The sequence below is a fragment of the Flavobacterium sp. genome, from assembly GCF_047602195.1.
Lineage (GTDB): Bacteria > Bacteroidota > Bacteroidia > Flavobacteriales > Flavobacteriaceae > Flavobacterium.
This window is the reverse complement of sequence record NZ_JASGHW010000002.1, coordinates 1-20,611: the sequence shown is the minus strand read 5'-3', so window position 1 is coordinate 20,611 and position 20,611 is coordinate 1. Positions and strand designations below refer to the sequence as shown.

Here is a 20,611-nt window from a genome sequence, read left to right as displayed (position 1 = left end):
TTATGGCCTGTAATGGTATAATGTTGTGGAAAGTATGCTGCTGTCTGTATCCTTGACGCTAATGAGCCTGCCCAAAGCATCATAGGTGTAATATTTGGTTTCCCCTTTCGGATCGGTGATGCTGGTCATCCCTACACCAGGGTTATAGGTGTAAGTAGTCACTTGTGCATTTGGAAGCGAAGCACGTAACAAATCCAATTCATTTTTTACCAGTACCATATCTGGATTGGCTACGTCTGTTTTGATTCGTACAGCCGAAATCTTGTTGGGATCGATATCACTGTACTTCGCTCCAGAAATTTTGGCTACAGGGAGCATGTTGTTGTAAGCGAACACGTAGCATTCGTAAACATCGCTATTGGGATTGTTGCCGGGCTTTTTATTTTGCAGGATGTTCAGAGAGGCCGGATCATAATCAAAAAAGATCCTGTTCTCCGAAGTGCCGCCCGCTTTCGAGGTAATCACCGAGGTAACAAATTTGGTCGTGCCGAAATCACCATACACATTTTCGCGCGCAGTCAGTAATTCCTCGCTGCCATTGGTCAGTTTGTATTGGTCGAGATGGGTGATTTTTTCTGGATTTCTGTTGAAGTTTGGGTCGGTCATGTAAGTATACTTCGTTCTTAAACCATTGGTAATGGTTGTTTGCGGTGAAGTGCCGGTACCTTCTGTCGATTTTGTGCTTTCCGACAGCATATAGGGATAGGAAGTATTGTACTTGTATGTTTCGACATCCTCTACAAAATTGGTGGTGGTATCGTCGAAATAAGTGATCGTATTTTTCCGGATCAGGTTGCGGTTCCAAACTTCAATCCTCGATTCCTTTTTTACATAAGCGTTCTTGCCCAAAACCTCTTCTTTATGAAAAGACCCGGGCGCAATTGTATTTCCCCAATAATTTGAATGGTAAGGATTGAAAAAAGACTTGGGTATGCCTAAAATTTCTTGGTTTTGCCACGTATATTTTTCCTGGGAATGATATTCCATTACGATATTAGAAGTACCAAAAGGGATCGAGTGACAGTACAATTGGTCGGCCATGGTATAATCAACCGATGCACTGATGCCTGCCAAGTACTCGTAGATTTTTGTATCCTGATAGGTAAAAATGGTATGCTGTTTTAATTTTTCGGATGCGTCAAATATTTTAGTGGCAATTTCCCTTCCGAGTACTGGTTTTTTGAAAGAGGAAAAGTTGCCTTCCGATACAATTCCACCGGAGGTTTCTTTGGCAAAAATGTGTTCGGTATAACCATTTGTGGTGATGCCATTGGAATCGTATTCAAAAACATTGGTGTAAGCCACATTTGGACTGCTCGCATAACCCTGGGAATTCCTGATAATGTGTCTTTTCTGCCGAATTTGCCCTTGTTTTAATACATCTGAGGTATAAGAGGTGTAGTTGGGTTCATAAACCAGTCGGTATCCGGACGAAATAGGGGTAGTCGGTGTGTCGGTATACCGGAATATTTTTTTACTCGAAAGGTTGATGTTCGGGTTTTGTTCCGTATGTCCCTCGGCAGTATAGTTGCTGATCGATTTAATGCGAAATCCCTGAACGGTTGCGTCATTATTCGGATATTGGTGTACCCTGCGGTAAACTGATACACCGGCACTACTTCCTTCAGCTCCAGTATTCCATGCAGTAATTTGATACACTCCCGCCGGAATCCACAACAACCGGTCACTGTATTGATAGATTCCATTGGCATATTGTGCCGGAAAATCAGGATAATGGTGTGTATACAATTCGGTTGGATGAAAATTTGTCCAGGATCCACAAACAGGAACCGCATTGGCTACAGGGCCGCTTGGCACGTTTTGTCTATAAGTAGAAGAAGGCGTATTGTCCAAACATTTTGGACGGCTGATCATGTAAATAACACCCGGCGTTGTCTCGATGTAATAATTATCAGATTCATAGATAATCATTTCATTCGTGTTTACCCCAGTTGCTTCTGACATATAGGGATGGATCCATTCAGGACGATCATTGTAATGTATATAGCCTGCCCCGGCGCCTCCAACGACTTGTTCCACTTGTTCCGGATACGGATTCGAGGGTTTGGCTGTGTGTGGCTCAAATTCGAAACAGGTGTGGCCCTTGGTTGGATAGGTGATTTTTGATAGTGTCCCATTAATTGCCTGATCAAAATTAAAACTCCTATTGGCTCCGGTTATGCCCGAAGCAGATGGCACAAGGTGGGAATTGTTTGCGCCATTGTTTAACCCGAGAAAGTCCTGTCCTTTGAATCCAACAGGAGGAACTCCGCTGGGATTAAAATAATCAAATGAATAGGTTTGACTGTCGTTGGGACCATTTGAAATTCCATTGTAGATGATTAGGTGGTCCAATTTGAGTCTTTTGTTGAGATGGTTTCCGCCGGTAAAACTTCCAAAATAACTGTGGATAAAATAGACCTTTTTCAATACATCACTAGCAGTAGGGTTTGTAGGTGATGTATTGTATTTGTAATAGATAATTTCATTCAACGCATTGCCTTCGCCTGTTCCACCAAACAAAAGATCAATCCTGTTTTTATAGGTGAAACTTAAAACCAGTTTGCCGTTATGGATCAATTTATCAGGCATTAATTGTGTGGTGTGGTAACCACCGTGAAAGTTGTACTGGTAAACATCTTGATCATAAAAAGGAGTGCCAACGCCTATGGAACCCTCATTTTGGGAATTGGTTATTGAACTTACCGTTTGCAAAGGGACTAAATTCTGTTGCCAAACGAATTCTTTATATGAAAACTCATAGACATCCAAACCGTTCTTCGAAATAATTTTCTTTAACAGCCAAGAGGTGTCGCTGGTTCCCGCATTTCTTACACAAGTGTTGGATTGAGGGTCGTCTGTCCCTTCGATTGTTGTTTTTTCTACATAACCATTAGTGTAGCCAAAAATATATTGTGTACCGTCTTCGGCAATGACAACCTGGCCGACTCCCGGAGTATATGTAATTCTGATCCGTGGATTGATCAGGGTGCTTCCGCCGTCAGAATAATCGTTGAGGTCCATGACATTGATGCTGTAAAAATCAGACAGCATTTCCCTGCAGCCATCGCTGAGCCCTTTCCAAAGCGCGAAGTAAGTATCTACCTCAGCGGTAGAAGAAAGCATCAGCCCATCTGGGGTATGAAATTCATAGTAAGTTCCCCAATCCAATTCTTGTTGTACAGTATCTACTAAATCGTCGGGTTGCCCATTGACGATTCGCGTGATTCTGCCTCCAAAATTCAAATTCCAATTCAATCCTACAAAAGTGGCCAGCTGGTCTACTTTTACGCCGGTAGCGTCATAGCCAATTGAGATCGGGATATCCAATTCCCGTCCTTTTATTGAGGGTAATGGGACACTGATATTGGGAGTGCCCGTATGCAAAGTAACCGGTATGCTTCCGTATTTTTGAAAGGCAGTAGCTTCGGGACTTTGAGGGAACTTCAAGTGTGCCATTGCCTCCGAACCATACTGAAATGTAGCTACCCCAGAGGGCGGTTGTCCAAATGCATTAGGAGTAAATGCCAACAAAATCATCAAGAGAATAAAGATTTTTTTCATGTTTATCGGGTTGTGCTGTTTATTTGGTTTTGATGATGCGAATACCATCAGATTGTACATTGGTCTTGATATTGACGATGTAAATACCCTGCGGATATCGGCTCAGGTTGACCGGTACCGTACGGCTCGTAATCTCGAATTGCTGTAAAATATGCCCGGCCAAATCGACCACGGTAGCCGTTCCCGATTCGAACTCATAACCAACGATCACATTAGTGTAATCGGTTGCGGGATTGGGCATGGCTTCAATCGTTGCACGCTTTTTTTCCGGTTTTGATTTGTCCTTGAGTTTGACCACCCAAAAATCCTTGTTCCCGTAGTTGGTTTTCTTGTCGCCCGATGCTGGAAGATTGGTTTTCGGTCCGCCGAGACCCGACATCAATCCGTCGGCCAATCCGCCTGCAGCATTTTCGTTGCCGTCTCCGAGATTAAGCCCGTTTCCGAAAGCATTTCCTGTAGGCGTGTTCAAACCATAATGCAGCGAAGAATCTTTTTTGGAACCGACTGCCTCATTGATTTCTGACACATTTTCGGCCATTCCTTCATTAAAACCTTGGTTAAAATTATTGGTGGTTTCTTTGATCGCGTCGTTCGCTTTTGAAGTTTGGGAATCAATAGATTTTGTAGAGATGTTATTTTGGCTTCCATTCAAAGAGTTTGAACTGGGGTTTCCTTTTCCAGATTTAGTATCCGTATCGAACACCGGGTTAGAAGTGCCGGCCAATAGATATCCGCCGTCCCTTGTTTCGATTAGTTTGCTCATGGCGTCCTCGCCATCGCTTCCTACCGACTTGTCCCACAACACTTCTCCTTTGTTGGAGATTTTGAGTGCAATATAATCGGCAATGCCTTTTTTGTCTTTGCCATTGTTTTCAGAAGCAGCGTAACCGCCAATCAATATCGTCTGGTCCTGATTTTCAACAATCGATGCAAGCACATCAGAGTTGCCAAAATCATAAGTTTCCTGCCACATCATTGCGCCTTGATTATCCAATTTTACAACCCAAAAATCGGTTCCTTTGCCATTGCCTTTTTCTTTAGCGTTGGTTGCTTCCGAATTAGAATTTCCGCCAAGAATATAGCCGCCGTCATGAGTCTGTTTTGTAACTACAGGCTGGTCATCCTTATTGCCGCCAAGGACTTGCTGCCATTCGATATCGCCTTTAGAATCCAATTTAAGAACCCAAAAATCACCAGCGCCATTATTATCCTCAGTTTTGTTCCCAGAAGCTGGTGAGTTAGAATAGGCGCCCACGATGTAACCATTATCCCTTGTCTGTTCTATACTTTTTACTTCGTCGAAATAGATACCACCAAACAATTTCTGCCATTGGATTTCGCCATACTTGTCTAATTTGATGATCCAACAATCCATTCCGCCATGACCTTTCCCGATTTTTTCACCCGATGGATACGAATCAGAAGAAGCACCCAAAATATAGCCACCATCCTTGGTCTGCACGATACTTTGAACATTGTCTTGACCAATACCGCCGATGGTTTTCTGCCATTGCTCACCGCCGCCGGCATCAAGTTTGACAATCCAAATATCCTGGTTGCCACGACAACTGTCCATTTTGATGAGTCCTTTGGAGGAATTTGAATTTCCAGCCAAAATAAATCCGCCGTCCGTCGTCAAGTCAAGAGATCTCAAGAAATCAGAACCGTCACCACCAAAGTTTTTCTGCCATTCCATTTCACCGGTCTCGCTCATTTTCCAAAGGCTGTAATCCAGATTTCCATGGTTTTTTTCTTTCTTGTTTCCGGTTTTGCCGGAAAGGGAACTTCCTGCCAAGATGAATCCGTAATCAGCTGTTGGCTGTACATCGGTCAGGTATTCCGAATGTATACCTCCAAAAGACTTTTCCCAAAGTATGTCTTGTGAATAGGTCGTTAAAGAAATAATGCAAAAAGTACACACGGCAAGAAGATGCCGATGTAGTGAAATAGGGGTTGCCATAAAAATTAATTTAATTTTCGATTGTTTTACGCTAAGGCGACGAAAGAAAAAAATTGATATGGCGTATAAATAAGTCAGATATAATCTGCATTCAAAACCTTCTTTTACTCTCTGGCAAGATGAAAAAGGCTAAAGGCAATAGTGGTGATTTGCCTTGTTAAAATTTTGCCAAAAATAGGAATTAAAAATACGCTGACAAGCGCATCGTAAATTATTTTTGTGTTAAAAATTGCATGCCTATTTGATGCAAATAAAATGGCCTCATACTTCATTAGTGCGAGGCCATATGTATCAGTATTTAGGAAATAAAACGAAATTTGGAAACCTTATTTTTTTATAAACTTCTGATAAGAAACATTTCCTTGAGCCATAATTTTTAAAATATAAATCCCAGTTGGCAAGTCGCTGACATCAATTTTCTCAGTATGGTTTGTTTTGAAAATTTGCATTCCCCTAAAATCGTAAACTACCAACACATCAATATCTAAATTAGAATGACTCTTGATATTTAGCTCGCCGGCAGTAGGATTAGGATAAATTGCGAAGCGATTCTGGAAACCAAATTCTGCCGTCTTTAAAGCCATTGGGCAATCAATCACTATAGGCGAATATACTATATTAACCAAATCGGTCTGTCCCAATTGTCCGTAAAAATTCCAGCCAAATCCCCACAGGTCCCCATTGTTTTTAAAAGCAAATTCATGTTCGCCACCGCCGACGACCATCTGCCAGTCGGTATCCGCTGAAATTACTGTCGGCGACATTGGAGGCTCATCCGCAACGCCATCGCCCAATTGCCCACTTTGGTCACTTCCCCAGGTGTATAATTTGCCGTCGTCTTTGATGCCCAAGCTGCTAACGAAAGAAGCCGAATAGGAAAGCCATGTCCCGGAAATTGGTACCGGTGTCGGACGCGGGTCTGTGGTATTGTCACCAATAGCACCTGTGTCGTTGTAACCCCAGCCCCATAATGTACCATCTTCTTTTTGTGCAAGTGTATGGTTTGCACCACAACTGATGCTTTCCCAATTCTCGCCTTCAACAAGGATAGGCGAAGTCACTTCAAATGGGAAATAACCGATACCTAGTCCACCCATGAAATTTTCGCCCCAAGCCCATAACTTGCCATCGTTTTTAATACCGAAACTCTTATTATAGGCACAGGTAATCGATTTCCAATCGGTCTCATTGCTGACTTGTGTAGGCTGATATTTGTTGGTTTCGGTGCCATCGCCAAGCTGTCCATAATAATTGGCGCCCCACATCCAAAGCGTACCGTTGGTTTTGATTGCCGCACTCATCGAGGTTCCTGCAGATATTTTTGCCCAGTCATTTTCCGACCCAACTTGACTGGGAATACCTGACGGAACCGGTGTTCCATCGCCCAACTGTCCTGCTTCATTCGCTCCCCAGGCCCAAAGTGTCCCGTTGGTCTTTAAAGCCAATGTATGGAAGCCTCCACAGGAAATCTGCTGCCAGTCGTTGTCCGTACCGATCTGTACAAACACATATTTTCTTTCAAAAGTCCCGTCGCCAAGTTCTCCATCAAGGTTTTCCCCACAGCCCCATAAAGTACCGTCCGGTTTTATGCCCAATGTAAACCCATATCCGGCACTTAACGATTGCCAGCATTGGGAATAAGACATTAAGCTGATTTGTAAAAGAAGTAGGGTAAATTTTTTTTTCATTTTTAATAGTATTGGGATGGTTTAAATTAATGTTACAAATACTGTGTGTATGCAAATAATTTTTTCATGTATAAATTAGATGACCGCGTAAACGGTAAATTTTAAAGTTTTGCACACTGGCAAGTGCAGAAAATGGCCTGAAGTGGTGTCGGCGAAATTTCGAATCCAAAAATAATAATTAGAGCGTAGCTATTTAGATGAATTGATATTATTTTTCAATTATATTTTGCAATGAAGATTGCAATGATTTTGCAAAACACAATTCAATGCAAGACAGACTACAAATAACGGGCAACAACTAAACAAAACTAAATAAAACTAACCACAACCAGAGACAACTAACAAGTTCAAGAAACAATTATTCCAATTTTTGCAATTGCAAAACTTGTATATAAATGTTGTTTTTGGAATGGCTAATCAAATCCCACTAAATCCTACTAAATCAGATTAAACCCTGCTAATTCAGGCTAAATCCGACCAAATCCCAGTAACCTCAAAACATTAAATTTCAATACAGCAGTTTTGCATTTATAATCAAATTTAAATGACTGCCGAAAATGTATTTCAAATAGCCATCCATCTTTCCGAAAAGGAAATGGAAAAGCTATACGATATGCTCGGTAAAAAAGTCCTCCCAAAATTTCGACTTGCAAAGAAGAAAAGCAATCCACTTATCTCGAATGAGGAGGCGATACAATACCTGCTTAAAAATGTGTTTGGTCAAAAACGGAATCATTAAATCAGTATATTTGTTGTAATCAACAGTACACAATTTCGTACACGATTTTAAAAAAGTTAACCGCTTAAAGTATCAAAATACAGGTTGAAAGTTGGCAATGTTACAACTCATAACCCGAAGGTCACAGGTTCGAGTCCTGTTCCCGCTACTAGAATCAAACGGATTGTCTAATGCAATCCGTTTTTTTTATGCCTTTGTGGCTTTAAAAAATGAAACCATTGGAATGATCTAAAAATAAAAGGGCCAAGAAGAAAACTTGGCCCTTTTTTGTTAACCCTGACAATGACGTTACTCTTTGGTTGTATGGGATCGCGGTGCATTCGGGTCTGGGCTTTCGGTAAAGCTCAAGCGCAGATGGTCCTTGTAAGAACACATCCTTGTAAACGCCCGAGTCGAAATTGGCGTAGCCTTCCACTGTCGGGAAGAACTGCAAACGCCGTTTTTGCATTAGAAACCGTTAGCCGGGAATATTAGGCTACTGAATTGCCAATTGTTTGACCCAAATGTTTTCAACACCATTGTAAAAATCATTCAATCTGCTTTCAACATGCTCGGCTTCCCAAACTGCTGCGGGTTCTAAACCAATACATTGTGATTTTGTGGCAGGAGTTATTTCTCCGGTATTTGGATTGTAAAGTTCAAAGAGGTTTGGATTCAGTGAATCTTGAATAAATTTAAAAGGCAATACCTGTAGCTCTTCCTTTATTGGTATTTTACCAACTTTCAACCATTTTCCTTTGGTGATTGTACTATCGTAAACTTTTAGTATAAATAAAATGGGTGCGTCATATAAAAAATCGAAAGAATCGGGGCGTTTTTTTGAATGATAATCAAAGAATGCACAACCACCATTAAGTATTTGCGCATAGCCAAGGTATCCATCCTGCAATTGTATTTCAAGGATTGATCCGAGTGTTATTTTTTGTTTTTTCATGGTTATTGGGTAGGAAATAATTTATTTGCAGCATCTTGATATCGTTGCGCATTCGGATTATTTGGACTTACTTCATTTATGGCATTTCCAGATGTGCCTTTCATAGACTTAGCACCACCGTTTGCCTCAACATTTTGTTGAGCTCGTCCCCTTATCGCATCTGGATTGCTGGATGATTTGTCTAATTTGGCTGGACCACATCCTTTTTTATTCATATGGTGTTTAGAATCTCTTTTAGCTACATTAGCCAGTTCACGTATCCTTCCGCCGTCGGGAAAAATTGCAGTTTACCGCCCTCTTGGTACTGGAAACCGTCAAGGTAGTCCGTCCTTTTGTCATTGCTCGATTCGGTTACTGTCTTGGCTAGTTTCTTTCCTGACGCATCGTAAATGTACTGAATTTTGTTTCCATTGTAAAATGATATTTTCAAAGGCAGGTTCAGGTGGTTGTAGGTGATGGTGTGCCCCTGCGGGTCGGGCTATCGGCTGCACGCGGTGCCTGCCTCTATCCCTCACGCGGTCGTGTAACGTTTCGCGATTTGATAAATGGCGAAACGTTTTTTTATTCTTTCTTCTTCTTTTGTCTTGAAACAAAAGAAGCAAAAATTCAAGGCGGGCTTTCAGGATGCGGCCATTTCAAAGACCCCGCTGCGGCCACGGCAACCCAAGCCGCTCGCCTTGCAGGCTCGACTCCAGGGTTGGCCTTCCTTCTCCCAAGGGCAACGATGCCTTGAAATTGCTGCGTATCCTGAAAGACGCCGCAGGCCCAAGACGGACGGGGAGTGGTTATTTCGATGATAGTTAGTTATAGAACGTTTTGTGAATTACCAATTCGGAACTATTTTCAAGCCATGGGTAAAATACAAGTCCCGCCGTTGAAATCATATTTAGTAATTGAGTATTTTTGTTCAACATCAAAACCATCAAACCATGTCAACACAAGCCAAACCACGCCACATAGGGCGAAATATCAGCCGCCTGCGCGAACTTCGCGGCATGAAACAGGAAGCCTTAGCAATCGCTATAGGCGTAAGCCAGCAAACCATCAGTAATTTGGAAAACAGCGAAACGATAGAGGAGGAGAAATTATTTGAAATTGCAAAGGCATTGGAAGTGAGTGTTGAAGCGATTAAAAACTTTAGTGAAGAGAATGTGATTAACTATTTTAATAATTTCTATGACCACAGTTTAAGCAATGGGGCTTTCAATGCAAACAATTGTACGTTTAATCCTTTGGATAAATTAATGGAAGTCGTTGAAGAAAATAAGAAGTTATACGAACGTTTATTGGAAAGCGAGAAAGAGAAAATAACATATTTAGAAAAAATGATAAAATAAAAGCCTTTCATAACGAAAGGCTTTTTGATAATGATTTGATGTTGTGCGTCATCGTCAATTTTTTTTAAGCATATGTTGATATGCTCTAGATGACATATAATATACCTCGCATGTATTTTTTGAAATTATAAAATAATATTCGCTCTCAGTTATTGAGTGAGAAAATTTGCAATAAACGAACCATAGTTTAGTTGACTTATCTTCCTCAACTTCAAAACTGATAGGTTCCAATTTTGAGATATCTTTGAAAGTAAGCTTTAAAACTGTCGCAGCAAATTCTTCGGCCTTTGCTTTATTGTTCAAAATATTAAAAGTTAGAGGATCTTCTTTTGCTAGGTTCAAACGATTTAATTTTTCTAAATTTTCCGTTACAGCTTGCAAACGTTCTTTGAAAGAAGCAATCTGATTGTCATTTAGAGACTGTTGTGAATTGGCTTTGCTGGCGCAAGAAAGCAACAGAAATGATGTAAATAAGAAAACTATTTTTTTCATGATAATTAATGGTTAATTTTTATCTCCGAAGGGAGGACCGCATCAAGCCTGTTTACTCTATCATTTAAGCCTTTTTGGCTTGGTAATTGAGTGTATATTGGCTTATTAAATCCATAATTCGATTCGATTTGCTGGTACTTGTATTGAATAGACGGATCAAACATAATCAATGCGCCTGTTGGGACACCCGCGTATGATCTTATTGGCCTTCCAAATGCATTTTGTATTGCTCCGCGCTGTAATTTATATCTCCATCTGTATTTCTATTGTTGTAATAGCCGCTAAATTACTTACTTTCCGACCCAAATGGAAGTCTATTTGCAAATTCGACATCAGATTCAGGTATATGGGTATGTCCTTGTGCAGTAATCTCGGCACCTTCAGGAACAAGCTTAATACTTCTCTTGGCTGTGTCATCGCTACACATACCGCCACAATCGAAAGGTACTGTGTAACTAAATAGAGTCGAATTTAACTCAAAAAGGAATAAACTATAAAAAACTGTAAAGGTTTCAGTGTTATTAATTATGGAGTAAGAATTATAAATTGTACCATAATCAATTGCCGCATCTTTTTCCTTCACATGTAAAGAGCCTGGGCCAGTTTTAGGAAATCCATTTGGAACATTTTCTTCATATATTGGAGTTATATTTGTTCTGGTATTGTCTTCGATTAAATTCCAATCAAGTGTAATTGTTATTCCATCAGCACCACTTGGATCAGCCCAAAAAACAGGGTTATTATCCATCCCCACATAAGGCGACATACTATGATGCGTCACGGGATCAATCCCCAACCACCTTCCAATTGCAGGGTCATAATCCCGCATGTCCATGTCAAACAGGTTCAATGCGGTCGTCCTGCCATTCCACGCCGTTGAACTTATACTTATAAGCTTTTATAGACCTCGCTTGATAGCTACATGCAAAGAATTTCTATATGTAAGAACGTATTTGTTTATCAGACGAAAATAGATTTTAATTGCCAATATTCCTATAATAAAAAAAGCCATTAGAAAACTAATGGCTCATTTTTTTTTTAAAGCATGATGTATCGATTATACCGCAACTAAATTTCGGTAATCGAATTTTTGATATTCTGCCATGTTCTTTTCTTCTTTCTTTAGTTCAATAAGTTCATTCTTTACCTGAACCCTATACCAATATTCGGGCTTGGTATGTGAAAATGCGCTAAGCTTTAATGCAACCTTAGCATTAAGCTTTCGCTCTCCCGATAAATACTTATGCAAATTACTGTCCTTCATTTCAAAATAAGATGCAAGTTCCCTCTTGGTAAGATTAAGGACTTTCAAATACATCTTTACGAAATCCAGAATTTTAAGCATTTCCTTGTCTTCATCCTCTTTTCGGATGTAATCCTCCAATTTGTACTGGATAGCAAGTAGCTTATTGGTAAGCAACCGTTCTTTTGACTGCTTGGCCGATTGTGTGGCGATAAACTCTTTTAATCCTTCTTTTTTCTTTTCGTTGAATACTTCTTCAAGTTTAACTTCTTTTCTTGCCATACGCCTTTAATTTAAAAACTCGTCTATTAATTTCTGCCCTCCGTCTGGTGGAATGACCATCGAGGTTTCCCCAAATTTTAGGGCTTTATATTTTTTGGAATACATTGCCATCAATTTTACTTCATCTTCCTTTTGTTCCTCCAGAACATCAAAGGCCAGCCATCCCCTGTAAACATCGTCGCCTTTCATAAAACTGAGCCTACAGGCAAAAGCAATGAGACAACCCGCGACCCTTTCATATTCTTTTTCTTTTCCCTGATTGTGCGGTGCTATCTCAACAAAAGCCATATAAGGTTCTGTCTTATTTTTCATCTCGAAAATCAAGCAGCCTTCTATTATATTCGGGGTGTCTTCCTTTACAAGAACATAGGTTTCAAAACCTGCGGACTTGGAATGTTTTTTAAAATTGAACCTCCAACCGTCTACAACAGAGGGAAGAGTTGCACCGACCGCTTTTGCGTCTAAAATATCGGCATCAACAAGGACGTTCCCATTTAATTTAAGTATCTTTACCTTCATTGCAAGACATCTGATTCAATACAAAGATACAAATAAAATTATACAAATCGTATAATTTTTTTATCCTTCATAAACTATGCTAATTCTGCAAATAGAAGATAGGATTTGCACGTTTTATATTTTCATTATTTTTTCCATACTTACGGAAAACCATATTTTTAGCTAAAAGATTCTTTTTATCTTTATAGATTATAACTCATTTATTTCTTTAATTAAAAACCAGAACAGACATGGGAAAATTCGTAATCAAAAAAAGAACAAATGGCGAGTTCCAATTTAATTTACACGCCAATAATGGACAAGTCATTGGGTGAAAGAGAATAACGGAATATCTAAAATGGAATTCAAATCCTTAAACGATGCTTTTGCCAATAGCTTCATCAAATCATTACCACACCTAACCAGACTTGACCTGACGGCCAATGAAATCAAAATCATCGAGTTGGTATTATCCTATACCCGAAATGGCCAAGACTTCTACATGAACCATAAAACCCTTGCCGATTATTTGGTTTTGGGTAACACAAAATCGAAGGCCAAGTCGGTAGGCAACATCATCGCCAAGCTCCGTAAGAAGTGCTACATCGAGACCGTAACCACGCACAACTATAACGGTAAGAATGGCGGCTCATCGACAACTATCACCGTAAACGAAACGTTCCTCGAAGCGCAGTTTAATGCGGTTTTTAACCCTGTTGAGGTCTTAGACCAAAACACGCCGCAAGCCTTACCAGTATTGGACTTAGAGCCAATTATAACGCAACTTCCAAATGCGACCCCGTCAGGTTCTACAAATGCGGAAACCTTGCCGTCCAACTCAAGAGATAAAGTACAAACCGCCGCTGAATTCGTGGCTGAATTGGAAGCGATGGATGATGAACCGAGTAATATCCCAGATTTACCTTGTCTTGCCAATTGGGATAGCTTAGATGAGGTTGAAGACGAAGCGAAGTTGGAAGTAGAAGACTTCGGTTATAACGAAATCGAGACCGCGAGCGAGTTCAAAGCATTGCTTTACCGTTTGCTTCGTTTGGATGGAATGGATTCCAAGCGTAGCGCGTTATTGCATTTGATAGATAATAAGAGCAATTACGACTTAGGGAAACTCAAAGGTGCATTCGAGGCTTTGATTTTGACTGTGTAAAATGTGGTAATGCTCGAAATATAAAAGACAGCGCAATGGCTGTCTTTTTTTTAAATGAATACTTTGATAAAAAGATTTTTTAAGGCAATGAAATCATCTTTACAGGAACTTTGTTAGAACGAATGATACCATCAAAAACGGTATATCCATTTTCCTCAATTTCTTTTAATTGATTTATTGTGATGTTTTTTCGTAATCCCTGTGCATCATTCTTAAAACTTAATTGACAAGTATAATTCTCATTGCTTTTGAAATCATATATATAGAATTGGTGCATACTTTCTTCAAAAATTGGTAATGTTTGATAATAGCTGAAAAATTTGCTTTCTCCAGGATGAATAACTATATAGTTCATTTCTCTTTGAAATTTAATCTTTTTCATATCGATTTTCTCTTTAAGATACTTTTCATTTAGTTCTTTTTTTATAGAATCACTTTCAATAATATTCATTTCTTTTCTAACGCTAAATCCTTTCATTGTAGCTTGAACTAAGAATTTTAAATTAGTCGGCTGAAAGATGTCATTATTCTTATATATAATTAATTTTATATTGTCAGAGTCAGAATCTTCAATTTCATCGAGTTCTTTTTTTAAAAAAAGTACATACTTTTTAGTCCCTGAATTTGTTATCTTGATATTAATTTTATTAACTGGAACACTGTCATATATATAATTGTCAAATCTAATAACATTTCGAGCATCTTTGTTGCTGATATTTGCTCGGGAAAAAAATTCTGTGTTTAGAATTTCCAATTTTAAATCTTCTTTATCAAACTTATTTGATGATGAACAGAATAAAACGACTGCAAAAAGTAAACAAACTATATATTTCATAAATATTTGAATTAATGTCTTAGCAAATTATCAATTAATCTTTGATACTGTATTTGTTGCCATGCGCCTATTACGTCTCCTAATCGTTCATTCTGTTTCCATGCTTTTAGTTCTGATTGATATGCTCTAAGGTTATTTTTATCTTTGGGACTCCATAAACCATTTGAATAATCAATTTGATGAACACCTTCATGAGGAACAGTCATTGCCAATCTTGCCCAAGTTGCAAATGCAGTTGGATAAATGTAAGAAATCAATTTTCCTCTATCAGAATCCCAAACAGTTTGTCCGTAAAACTCTTGAGTTTTAGCCTTAAAGTCTATTATTAAGTTATCGCCTTTCACAAAATTCGCACCTTTTACAAGACTACTAATGTTTTTAGACTGAAATATTTTATCAATGCTTGCATATGACAGAGGGGCAGGAGAATTAGCGTCAACTCCAATTGATTGCATATCTTTATAAATTTGTGATGTTGTTGATACGAAATCATTACTTCCAGGGGCGGTTTCAGAATTAGTTGCGTATGACCCGTAAGTCAACAAAACATTCAAAATTTCACCAGCGTCAGTAGTGGTCATAAAATCTTCTTCATGGTATCCATGGTCGTTTTGTCTTGAGTCCTCAAATCCACCAAAAATTGCACTTAGCCCAGTATTCCCATAACCATTATATCCATGTGATGAACTCATTCCGAATGCATTGATATAAACATACCCACCGTTCCCATCACTTCTTACGCTATCAGACCCACTTGGGTCTGCAAAACTCACAGGATTATTGTCCATCCCGTTATAAGGAGACATACTATGATGCGTCACCGGGTCAATGCCTAACCACCTACCAATCGCAGGGTCATAATCCCGCATGTCCATGTCAAACAGGTTCAATGCAAGGTCGTCCTGCCATTCCACCCCGTTGAACTTATATTTGTAACTGCTTGTTGCCACCGGGTTGCTCGGTGCGGCTTCCCTCAGCAATACCTCCTCGCTTGGCAGTTCAGTCCCCCATTCCTTGATGGTCGGGTTATAGTTGGTGTGCTTGAGCCCGAAGGGGTAGTAGTGGTTCTCCTCCAGTATCGTCAGCTCCTGTTCCTCGTTGAGGCCATAGCACATCCTGATGTTGCCCAAGTGGTCTTTGTAGTGGTACACGTAGCGGTAGTTGTTCCCGCCAGATGTCGGGATGCAGCTTACGTAGCCTTCGGATGTTGGGAAGAATTTGATTTCCTTCTTTACATACTGGTAACCGTCGAGATAATCCGTGTCGCGCATTGCGCTGCCGTCGTGAACGTCCTTTCTGATTTTTGTGCCTCCTGCTGTGTAAATATAGGTAATATAGTCGCCGCCCTGGAAATAAATTTTGGTAGGAAGGTTCAAATGGTTATAGTGGATAGAGTCGATTGCTTTGTTCGCATCCGAGATCATGTTGCCGTTGGCATCGTAGGCGTAGTCGGTTGGGCCGGGTTCGTCCTTGAATCCCTTGGGGCTGTTGGTGTTGTCGCTGACTGCCGTTAGCTTGTTGGTGTCGGGTTCGTAGTTGTAGGTCAGGTCGTCTATGGGGTTTACCAGGCCCATCAGGTCGAAGTTTCCGGTTCTTTGTACGTCGGTGATGTTGCCGTTGAGGTCATAGTGGGCGTGCCCCTGCGGGTCGGGCTATCGGCTGCACGCGGTGCCTGCCTCTATCCCTCACGCGGACGTGTAACGTTTCGCGATTTGATAAATGCCGAAACGCTTTTTATTTTCTTTCTTCTTCTTCTTTTGTCTTGAAACAAAAGAAGCAAAAGTTCAAGGCGGGCTTTCAGGATGCGGCCATTTCAAAGACCCCGCTGCGGCCACGGCAACCCAAGCCGCTCGCCTTGCAGGCTCGACTCCAGGGTTGGCCTTCCTTCTCCCAGGGGCAACGCGGTCTTGAAATTGCTGCGCATCCTGAAAGACGCCGCGGGCCCAAGACGGACGGGGAGAGGTTGTTTCCACGATCGTAGGGTATAGAACGTTTGTCCATTTACCGATTTGGGACTATTTTCAACCCATCGGTAAAATACAAGTCCAGTCATTGAAATCATATTTACTAATTGAGTATTTTTGTTCAACATCAAAATTATCAAACCATGTCAACACAAGCAAAACCACGCCACATAGGAATAAATATTAGCCGCCTGCGCGAACTGCGCGGGATGAAACAGGAGGCACTCGCCAATGCGATAGGTGTCAGCCAGCAAACTATCAGCAATCTGGAAAACAGCGAGACGATAGAAGAGGAGAAATTGGTTGAGATTGCAAAGGCTTTGGAGGTGAGTGTGGATGCGATTAGGAATTTTAGTGAGGAGAATGTGATTAACTATTTCAATAGCTTTAATGAAGAAGTGCATAATAGTCATTTTGGGAATAATAACTATTGTACATTTAATCCACTTGATAAGCTGATGGAAGTTGTTGAGGAAAATAAAAATTTGTATGAACGGCTATTACAGGCTGAGAAAGACAAAATTGTTTATTTAGAGAAATTGATAAAATAACAGACTTTCTTTTTATCAAGTGTGTTCTTCACTTATCTTGAAGATGTCTATGGCTCGGTGTATTACCCAATTGCGTAATTAAAAACTTATTCTTGTTTAAAGTTGATATTTAAAGATGATAAAAATTCTGCCAGTAACATTTATTTTGACCATAAGCTTTTTAATTCCTAATGCGCTTTTTGCTCAAAGCAGTTGGCCTTTAAGCGAGAATGATTCTCTATATGTCAAGACTATACAAGAATACATTGTCGAGCACGAAAAGCGTCCATATAAATATATCCCGAAAAATCATGTCCAAAAAACACTCTATATTGATGTCGAAGACTGGACACCAAATTTACCTAATTTCATTAGTGATTATAAAATTATAATTGTAACTCCAAAAAACCGAGCAACCCATTACAAAAAAAACAAAAACAAACTTCTGACATTATCACTATTTCCTCTGTCGATAGAGAACAAAACATTTGTTATCGGTATAAATGAATTTTACTCACAAATGAAGGGTAAGTCACCAAAGTATCTGCGGATCGGCATGTGGACCAGGACATTATTTACATACGAAAATGGGAAATTACGTTATTTGAAAAGCGAATTTGGTGGAGTATATTAGCATATGACATATTAAAATAATTATTCAGGACAACAAAAGTTATTTAGAAATAAAATTTCCCCGTTGTTCTTAATCATTATCATATAAATATCTCCATCAAGAGTGTGCGGAATAGACATGTAAATAAACCATAGTTTTTTAGTCTTGTCTTCACTCATCTCAAATTCATATGGGCTATTCTTTATTTCAGGATATTTATTGTAGATTAAAAATTTCGCATAAGTTTCGGCATCCGAAGTTTTTGCGAAAAGGTCTACCGCATGTAAGTATTCCTTCTTCAGGAATAACTTTTTTCCTTTAATGAATAAATCCACTGTTTTTTGCAAACGAGTTACATAATCTACCTTTACCGTATCATTTAAATTGTGGGGGCAGAATTCAACCTTATTTTTTGCAAGAGCAGAAAGGAAAAAAAGACTAATAATAATTGTTGTTAAAATCTTCATAGCTTACCTTTTCTTAGGAGTTACAATTTTTCGATAATATTTGTCAGCAGGTAATCCAGAATATACGGGTTTATTGAACAATTCATTCGCCCAATATTTTGGGTCCTTCTCAAGAGGGTTATATAATCTTAAATTTCCATCAGCGGACGCGACATATACTTTCATAGGTTTATGGTATGGATTTCTATTGTTAGGATCAGTACCCCATGCAAATGTTTTGTCTGGTTCACTAAACCCATTGTTATAAGGAGCCATAGTTCCATCCAACACAGATGGGTCGACTTCGCCGCCATGCGTATGAATCCAGGCTTCAGGCTTTGCCCCTGGACGCTTATTCACCCGTTCAGCTACGGTACCAGTATTAGCATCACCGCACAAACCGCCACATATTTCTGGCTCGACATAACTATATGTTTTTACCGACCCTTTCATCACGCTATATATTAAAGAAACTATTTCAATTGGATTACCGATCGTCGATTTCTGATAAGATACCGTGTTATATGTCATCGCAAATCCCACAGCAGCCCCAAGTTCAGAACTAAATGGGGCACCAGGGCCATTTTTAGCGTTTATAGCAATTTCTTCATCTGATTCAAAACCTTCAGGTGTAAAACCACCATCTCCATCGCTTGAAAAAGTACTAACTCCATTGCCAACCATACTCATGTCAATAATGATAACATTAGCTCCACTTGGATCGGCAAATAAAACCGGATTATTATCCATACCCACATAAGGTGACATACTATGATGTGTTACCGGATCAATCCCGAGCCACCTACCAATCGCAGGGTCATAATCCCGCATGTCCATGTCAAACAGGTTCAATGCAAGATCGTCCTGCCATTCCACGCCGTTGAACTTGTACTTGTAACTGCTCGTCGCCACCGGGTTGCTCGGTGCGGCCTCCCTTAGCAATACCTCCTCGCTCGGCAGTTCCGTTCCCCATTCTTTGATGGTCGGGTTATAGTTGGTGTGCTTGAGCCCGAAGGGGTAGTAGTGGTTTTCTTCCAGTATCGTCAGCTCCTGTTCCTCGTTGAGGCCATAGCACATCCTGATATTACCCAGATGGTCTTTGTAATTGTACACGTAGCGGTAATTGTTCCCGCCAGATGTCGGGATACAGCTTACGTAGCCTTCGGATGTAGGGAAGAATTTTATTTCCTTCTTTACATACTGGTAACCGTCGAGATAATCCGTGTCGCGCATTGCGCTGCCGTCGTGAACGTCCTTTCTGATTTTTGTGCCTCCTGCTGTGTAAATATAGTCAATATAGTCGCCGTTTTGGAAATATATTTTGGTCGGCAGGTTCAGGTGGTTGTAGTGATGGCGTGCCCCTGCGGGTCGGGCTATCGGCTGCACGCGGTGCCTGCCTCTATCCCTCACGCGGACGTGTAACGTTTCGCGATTTGATAAATGCCGAAACGTTTTTTATTTTCTTTCTTCTTCTTCTTCTTCTTCTTTTGTCTTGAAACAAAAGAAGCAAAAGTTCAAGGCGGGCTTTCAGGATGCGGCAATTTCAAAGACCCCGCTGCGGCCGCGGCAACCCAAGCCGCTCGCCTTGCAGGCTCGACTCCAGGGTTGGCCTTCCTTCTCCCTGGGCAACGCGGCCTTGAAATTGCTGCGCATCCTGAAAGACGCCGCGGGACCAAGACGGACGGGGAGTGGTAATTTCGAGGATTGTTGGTAGGATATCGTTAAGTGGATAGAAGTTTCCGGCTATTTTTTAGAATGGGTCGAGATTAGCAGTTCCCTGACGTCGACTTCCAATACCTTGGCAATTTGAAACAAGGTTTCAACCCTTGGCTGCATATCATTCCTGCACCATTTGGAGATGGTTGTCCGGTTCATTTCGAGTTGATCGGCCAACCAATTGTTTGTTTTTTCTTGGCAAGGACTGCCTTTATTCTATTGAAAGCCTGTTTTTTCATAGCGTGATATTTGCTTTTGTAACAAATATAAGCACTGGAAAATAATCTTTATTTGCATAAAAATATGCTTTTAAGAAATATCATATATTTTTTATATATTTGATATGCTTTAAAAGCATAAAATTATACCTAAAAATATTTTTAATAATTAAAAATATCAGCCATGAATGCAACGAAGAAAAATTATTAGAAGACGTTCAAAGATTTCCAAACATCTTTTCCATGCTGACCGTCGAGGAAAACAACCGCATGGTCGCAAAAATCAATGTAGCAGGCTACACCGGGTTGGTTTACCTCGTGATGGACATATTGAAGGCGGCACTTCTCGCATTGGAAAATGAAGAACCTTACCCGTCGATTGAAATA

Annotated in this window: 20 protein-coding genes; 6 read left to right on the top strand and 14 right to left on the bottom strand. The window is 40.1% G+C overall.

Features of this window, described 5'->3' with window-relative positions; all coding sequences use genetic code 11:
- The 5 genes from QM717_RS01090 to QM717_RS01070 all read right to left on the bottom strand — a co-directional run bounded on the left by QM717_RS01090 (position 1) and on the right by QM717_RS01070 (position 9,100).
- Positions 1-3,564, bottom strand: coding sequence for an RHS repeat domain-containing protein (locus QM717_RS01090; protein WP_415033973.1), 3,564 nt, complete (start codon positions 3,562-3,564; stop codon positions 1-3).
- A gap of 19 nt (positions 3,565-3,583) precedes the next feature.
- Entirely contained in the window at positions 3,584-5,524 is a 1,941-nt protein-coding gene (locus QM717_RS01085; protein ID WP_415033971.1) for a T9SS type A sorting domain-containing protein, read from the bottom strand.
- A gap of 326 nt (positions 5,525-5,850) precedes the next feature.
- Complete coding sequence (locus tag QM717_RS01080) at positions 5,851-7,212, bottom strand: T9SS type A sorting domain-containing protein (RefSeq protein WP_415033969.1); 1,362 nt, start codon at positions 7,210-7,212, stop codon at positions 5,851-5,853.
- A 1,214-nt stretch (positions 7,213-8,426) separates the two neighbouring features.
- The gene (locus QM717_RS01075) at positions 8,427-8,885 is read right to left on the bottom strand and encodes an immunity 26/phosphotriesterase HocA family protein (protein WP_415033967.1); all 459 of its coding nucleotides are present in this window, start codon (positions 8,883-8,885) and stop codon (positions 8,427-8,429) included.
- Positions 8,886-8,887: 2 nt separating this feature from the next.
- Positions 8,888-9,100 carry a hypothetical protein gene (locus QM717_RS01070; protein ID WP_415033965.1) on the bottom strand — a complete coding sequence of 71 codons (213 nt, stop codon included), beginning with the start codon at positions 9,098-9,100 and terminating at the stop codon, positions 8,888-8,890.
- Positions 9,101-9,814: 714 nt separating this feature from the next.
- On the opposite strand from QM717_RS01070, the gene QM717_RS01065 reads away from it, so the two are divergent.
- Complete coding sequence (locus QM717_RS01065; protein ID WP_415033963.1) at positions 9,815-10,222, top strand: helix-turn-helix domain-containing protein; 408 nt, start codon at positions 9,815-9,817, stop codon at positions 10,220-10,222.
- Between the two features lie 54 nt (positions 10,223-10,276).
- Here the strand turns inward: QM717_RS01065 and QM717_RS01060 are convergent, their stop codons facing one another.
- The 4 genes from QM717_RS01060 to QM717_RS01045 form a co-directional block, all read right to left on the bottom strand.
- A complete protein-coding gene (locus QM717_RS01060) occupies positions 10,277-10,714 on the bottom strand; it encodes a hypothetical protein (protein ID WP_415033961.1) in 438 nt (145 codons plus the stop codon).
- Positions 10,715-11,000: 286 nt separating this feature from the next.
- Complete coding sequence (locus tag QM717_RS01055; RefSeq protein ID WP_415033959.1) at positions 11,001-11,549, bottom strand: RHS repeat-associated core domain-containing protein; 549 nt, start codon at positions 11,547-11,549, stop codon at positions 11,001-11,003.
- Between the two features lie 222 nt (positions 11,550-11,771).
- Positions 11,772-12,239, bottom strand: coding sequence for a helix-turn-helix transcriptional regulator (locus tag QM717_RS01050; RefSeq protein ID WP_415033957.1), 468 nt, complete (start codon positions 12,237-12,239; stop codon positions 11,772-11,774).
- Positions 12,240-12,245: 6 nt separating this feature from the next.
- Entirely contained in the window at positions 12,246-12,758 is a 513-nt protein-coding gene (locus QM717_RS01045) for a hypothetical protein (protein ID WP_415033955.1), read from the bottom strand.
- 230 nt (positions 12,759-12,988) lie between these two features.
- Here QM717_RS01045 and QM717_RS01040 point away from each other — a divergent pair, with 230 nt between their 5' ends.
- Together QM717_RS01040 and QM717_RS01035 are read left to right on the top strand one after the other, a co-directional pair.
- A complete protein-coding gene (locus QM717_RS01040; RefSeq protein ID WP_415034902.1) occupies positions 12,989-13,072 on the top strand; it encodes a YegP family protein in 84 nt (27 codons plus the stop codon).
- Between the two features lie 23 nt (positions 13,073-13,095).
- Positions 13,096-13,902 carry a hypothetical protein gene (locus tag QM717_RS01035; RefSeq protein ID WP_415033953.1) on the top strand — a complete coding sequence of 269 codons (807 nt, stop codon included), beginning with the start codon at positions 13,096-13,098 and terminating at the stop codon, positions 13,900-13,902.
- Between the two features lie 79 nt (positions 13,903-13,981).
- Here the strand turns inward: QM717_RS01035 and QM717_RS01030 are convergent, their stop codons facing one another.
- Together QM717_RS01030 and QM717_RS01025 are read right to left on the bottom strand one after the other, a co-directional pair.
- A complete protein-coding gene (locus QM717_RS01030; protein WP_415033951.1) occupies positions 13,982-14,737 on the bottom strand; it encodes a hypothetical protein in 756 nt (251 codons plus the stop codon).
- 11 nt (positions 14,738-14,748) lie between these two features.
- Positions 14,749-16,311 carry an RHS repeat domain-containing protein gene (locus QM717_RS01025; RefSeq protein WP_415033949.1) on the bottom strand — a complete coding sequence of 521 codons (1,563 nt, stop codon included), beginning with the start codon at positions 16,309-16,311 and terminating at the stop codon, positions 14,749-14,751.
- 533 nt (positions 16,312-16,844) lie between these two features.
- Here QM717_RS01025 and QM717_RS01020 point away from each other — a divergent pair.
- Together QM717_RS01020 and QM717_RS01015 are read left to right on the top strand one after the other, a co-directional pair.
- The gene (locus QM717_RS01020) at positions 16,845-17,252 is read left to right on the top strand and encodes a helix-turn-helix domain-containing protein (RefSeq protein WP_415033947.1); all 408 of its coding nucleotides are present in this window, start codon (positions 16,845-16,847) and stop codon (positions 17,250-17,252) included.
- A gap of 115 nt (positions 17,253-17,367) precedes the next feature.
- On the top strand, positions 17,368-17,865 hold the full coding sequence (locus QM717_RS01015) for a hypothetical protein (RefSeq protein ID WP_415033945.1): 498 nt from the start codon (positions 17,368-17,370) through the stop codon (positions 17,863-17,865).
- A 20-nt stretch (positions 17,866-17,885) separates the two neighbouring features.
- On the opposite strand, the gene QM717_RS01010 is transcribed toward QM717_RS01015, so the two are convergent.
- Together QM717_RS01010 and QM717_RS01005 are read right to left on the bottom strand one after the other, a co-directional pair.
- On the bottom strand, positions 17,886-18,311 hold the full coding sequence (locus tag QM717_RS01010) for a hypothetical protein (protein WP_415033943.1): 426 nt from the start codon (positions 18,309-18,311) through the stop codon (positions 17,886-17,888).
- Between the two features lie 3 nt (positions 18,312-18,314).
- The gene (locus QM717_RS01005) at positions 18,315-19,700 is read right to left on the bottom strand and encodes an RHS repeat domain-containing protein (protein WP_415033941.1); all 1,386 of its coding nucleotides are present in this window, start codon (positions 19,698-19,700) and stop codon (positions 18,315-18,317) included.
- Between the two features lie 30 nt (positions 19,701-19,730).
- On the opposite strand from QM717_RS01005, the gene QM717_RS01000 reads away from it, so the two are divergent.
- Positions 19,731-19,985, top strand: a complete 255-nt coding sequence (locus QM717_RS01000; protein WP_415033939.1) for a hypothetical protein — start codon at positions 19,731-19,733, stop codon at positions 19,983-19,985.
- 48 nt (positions 19,986-20,033) lie between these two features.
- Here QM717_RS01000 and QM717_RS00995 read toward each other — a convergent pair whose 3' ends face one another.
- Complete coding sequence (locus QM717_RS00995; protein WP_415034900.1) at positions 20,034-20,165, bottom strand: helix-turn-helix transcriptional regulator; 132 nt, start codon at positions 20,163-20,165, stop codon at positions 20,034-20,036.
- Positions 20,166-20,611 lie beyond the last annotated feature (446 nt).

Bases quoted from the DNA above. Each gene is read 5' to 3' on its own strand.
- QM717_RS01070 (WP_415033965.1), bottom strand. From the start codon at position 9,100: ATGAATAAAAAAGGATGTGGTCCAGCCAAATTAGACAAATCATCCAGC.
- QM717_RS01000 (WP_415033939.1), top strand. From the start codon at position 19,731: ATGCCGAAACGTTTTTTATTTTCTTTCTTCTTCTTCTTCTTCTTCTTT.
- QM717_RS01010 (WP_415033943.1), bottom strand. From the start codon at position 18,311: ATGAAGATTTTAACAACAATTATTATTAGTCTTTTTTTCCTTTCTGCT.
- QM717_RS01080 (WP_415033969.1), bottom strand. From the start codon at position 7,212: ATGAAAAAAAAATTTACCCTACTTCTTTTACAAATCAGCTTAATGTCT.
- QM717_RS01035 (WP_415033953.1), top strand. From the start codon at position 13,096: ATGGAATTCAAATCCTTAAACGATGCTTTTGCCAATAGCTTCATCAAA.
- QM717_RS01020 (WP_415033947.1), top strand. From the start codon at position 16,845: ATGTCAACACAAGCAAAACCACGCCACATAGGAATAAATATTAGCCGC.
- QM717_RS01085 (WP_415033971.1), bottom strand. From the start codon at position 5,524: ATGGCAACCCCTATTTCACTACATCGGCATCTTCTTGCCGTGTGTACT.
- QM717_RS01030 (WP_415033951.1), bottom strand. From the start codon at position 14,737: ATGAAATATATAGTTTGTTTACTTTTTGCAGTCGTTTTATTCTGTTCA.
- QM717_RS01075 (WP_415033967.1), bottom strand. From the start codon at position 8,885: ATGAAAAAACAAAAAATAACACTCGGATCAATCCTTGAAATACAATTG.
- QM717_RS01025 (WP_415033949.1), bottom strand. From the start codon at position 16,311: ATGGGCCTGGTAAACCCCATAGACGACCTGACCTACAACTACGAACCC.
- QM717_RS01055 (WP_415033959.1), bottom strand. From the start codon at position 11,549: ATGGACATGCGGGATTATGACCCTGCAATTGGAAGGTGGTTGGGGATT.
- QM717_RS01060 (WP_415033961.1), bottom strand. From the start codon at position 10,714: ATGAAAAAAATAGTTTTCTTATTTACATCATTTCTGTTGCTTTCTTGC.
- QM717_RS01015 (WP_415033945.1), top strand. From the start codon at position 17,368: ATGATAAAAATTCTGCCAGTAACATTTATTTTGACCATAAGCTTTTTA.
- QM717_RS00995 (WP_415034900.1), bottom strand. From the start codon at position 20,165: ATGAACCGGACAACCATCTCCAAATGGTGCAGGAATGATATGCAGCCA.
- QM717_RS01065 (WP_415033963.1), top strand. From the start codon at position 9,815: ATGTCAACACAAGCCAAACCACGCCACATAGGGCGAAATATCAGCCGC.
- QM717_RS01045 (WP_415033955.1), bottom strand. From the start codon at position 12,758: ATGAAGGTAAAGATACTTAAATTAAATGGGAACGTCCTTGTTGATGCC.
- QM717_RS01090 (WP_415033973.1), bottom strand. From the start codon at position 3,564: ATGAAAAAAATCTTTATTCTCTTGATGATTTTGTTGGCATTTACTCCT.
- QM717_RS01050 (WP_415033957.1), bottom strand. From the start codon at position 12,239: ATGGCAAGAAAAGAAGTTAAACTTGAAGAAGTATTCAACGAAAAGAAA.
- QM717_RS01040 (WP_415034902.1), top strand. From the start codon at position 12,989: ATGGGAAAATTCGTAATCAAAAAAAGAACAAATGGCGAGTTCCAATTT.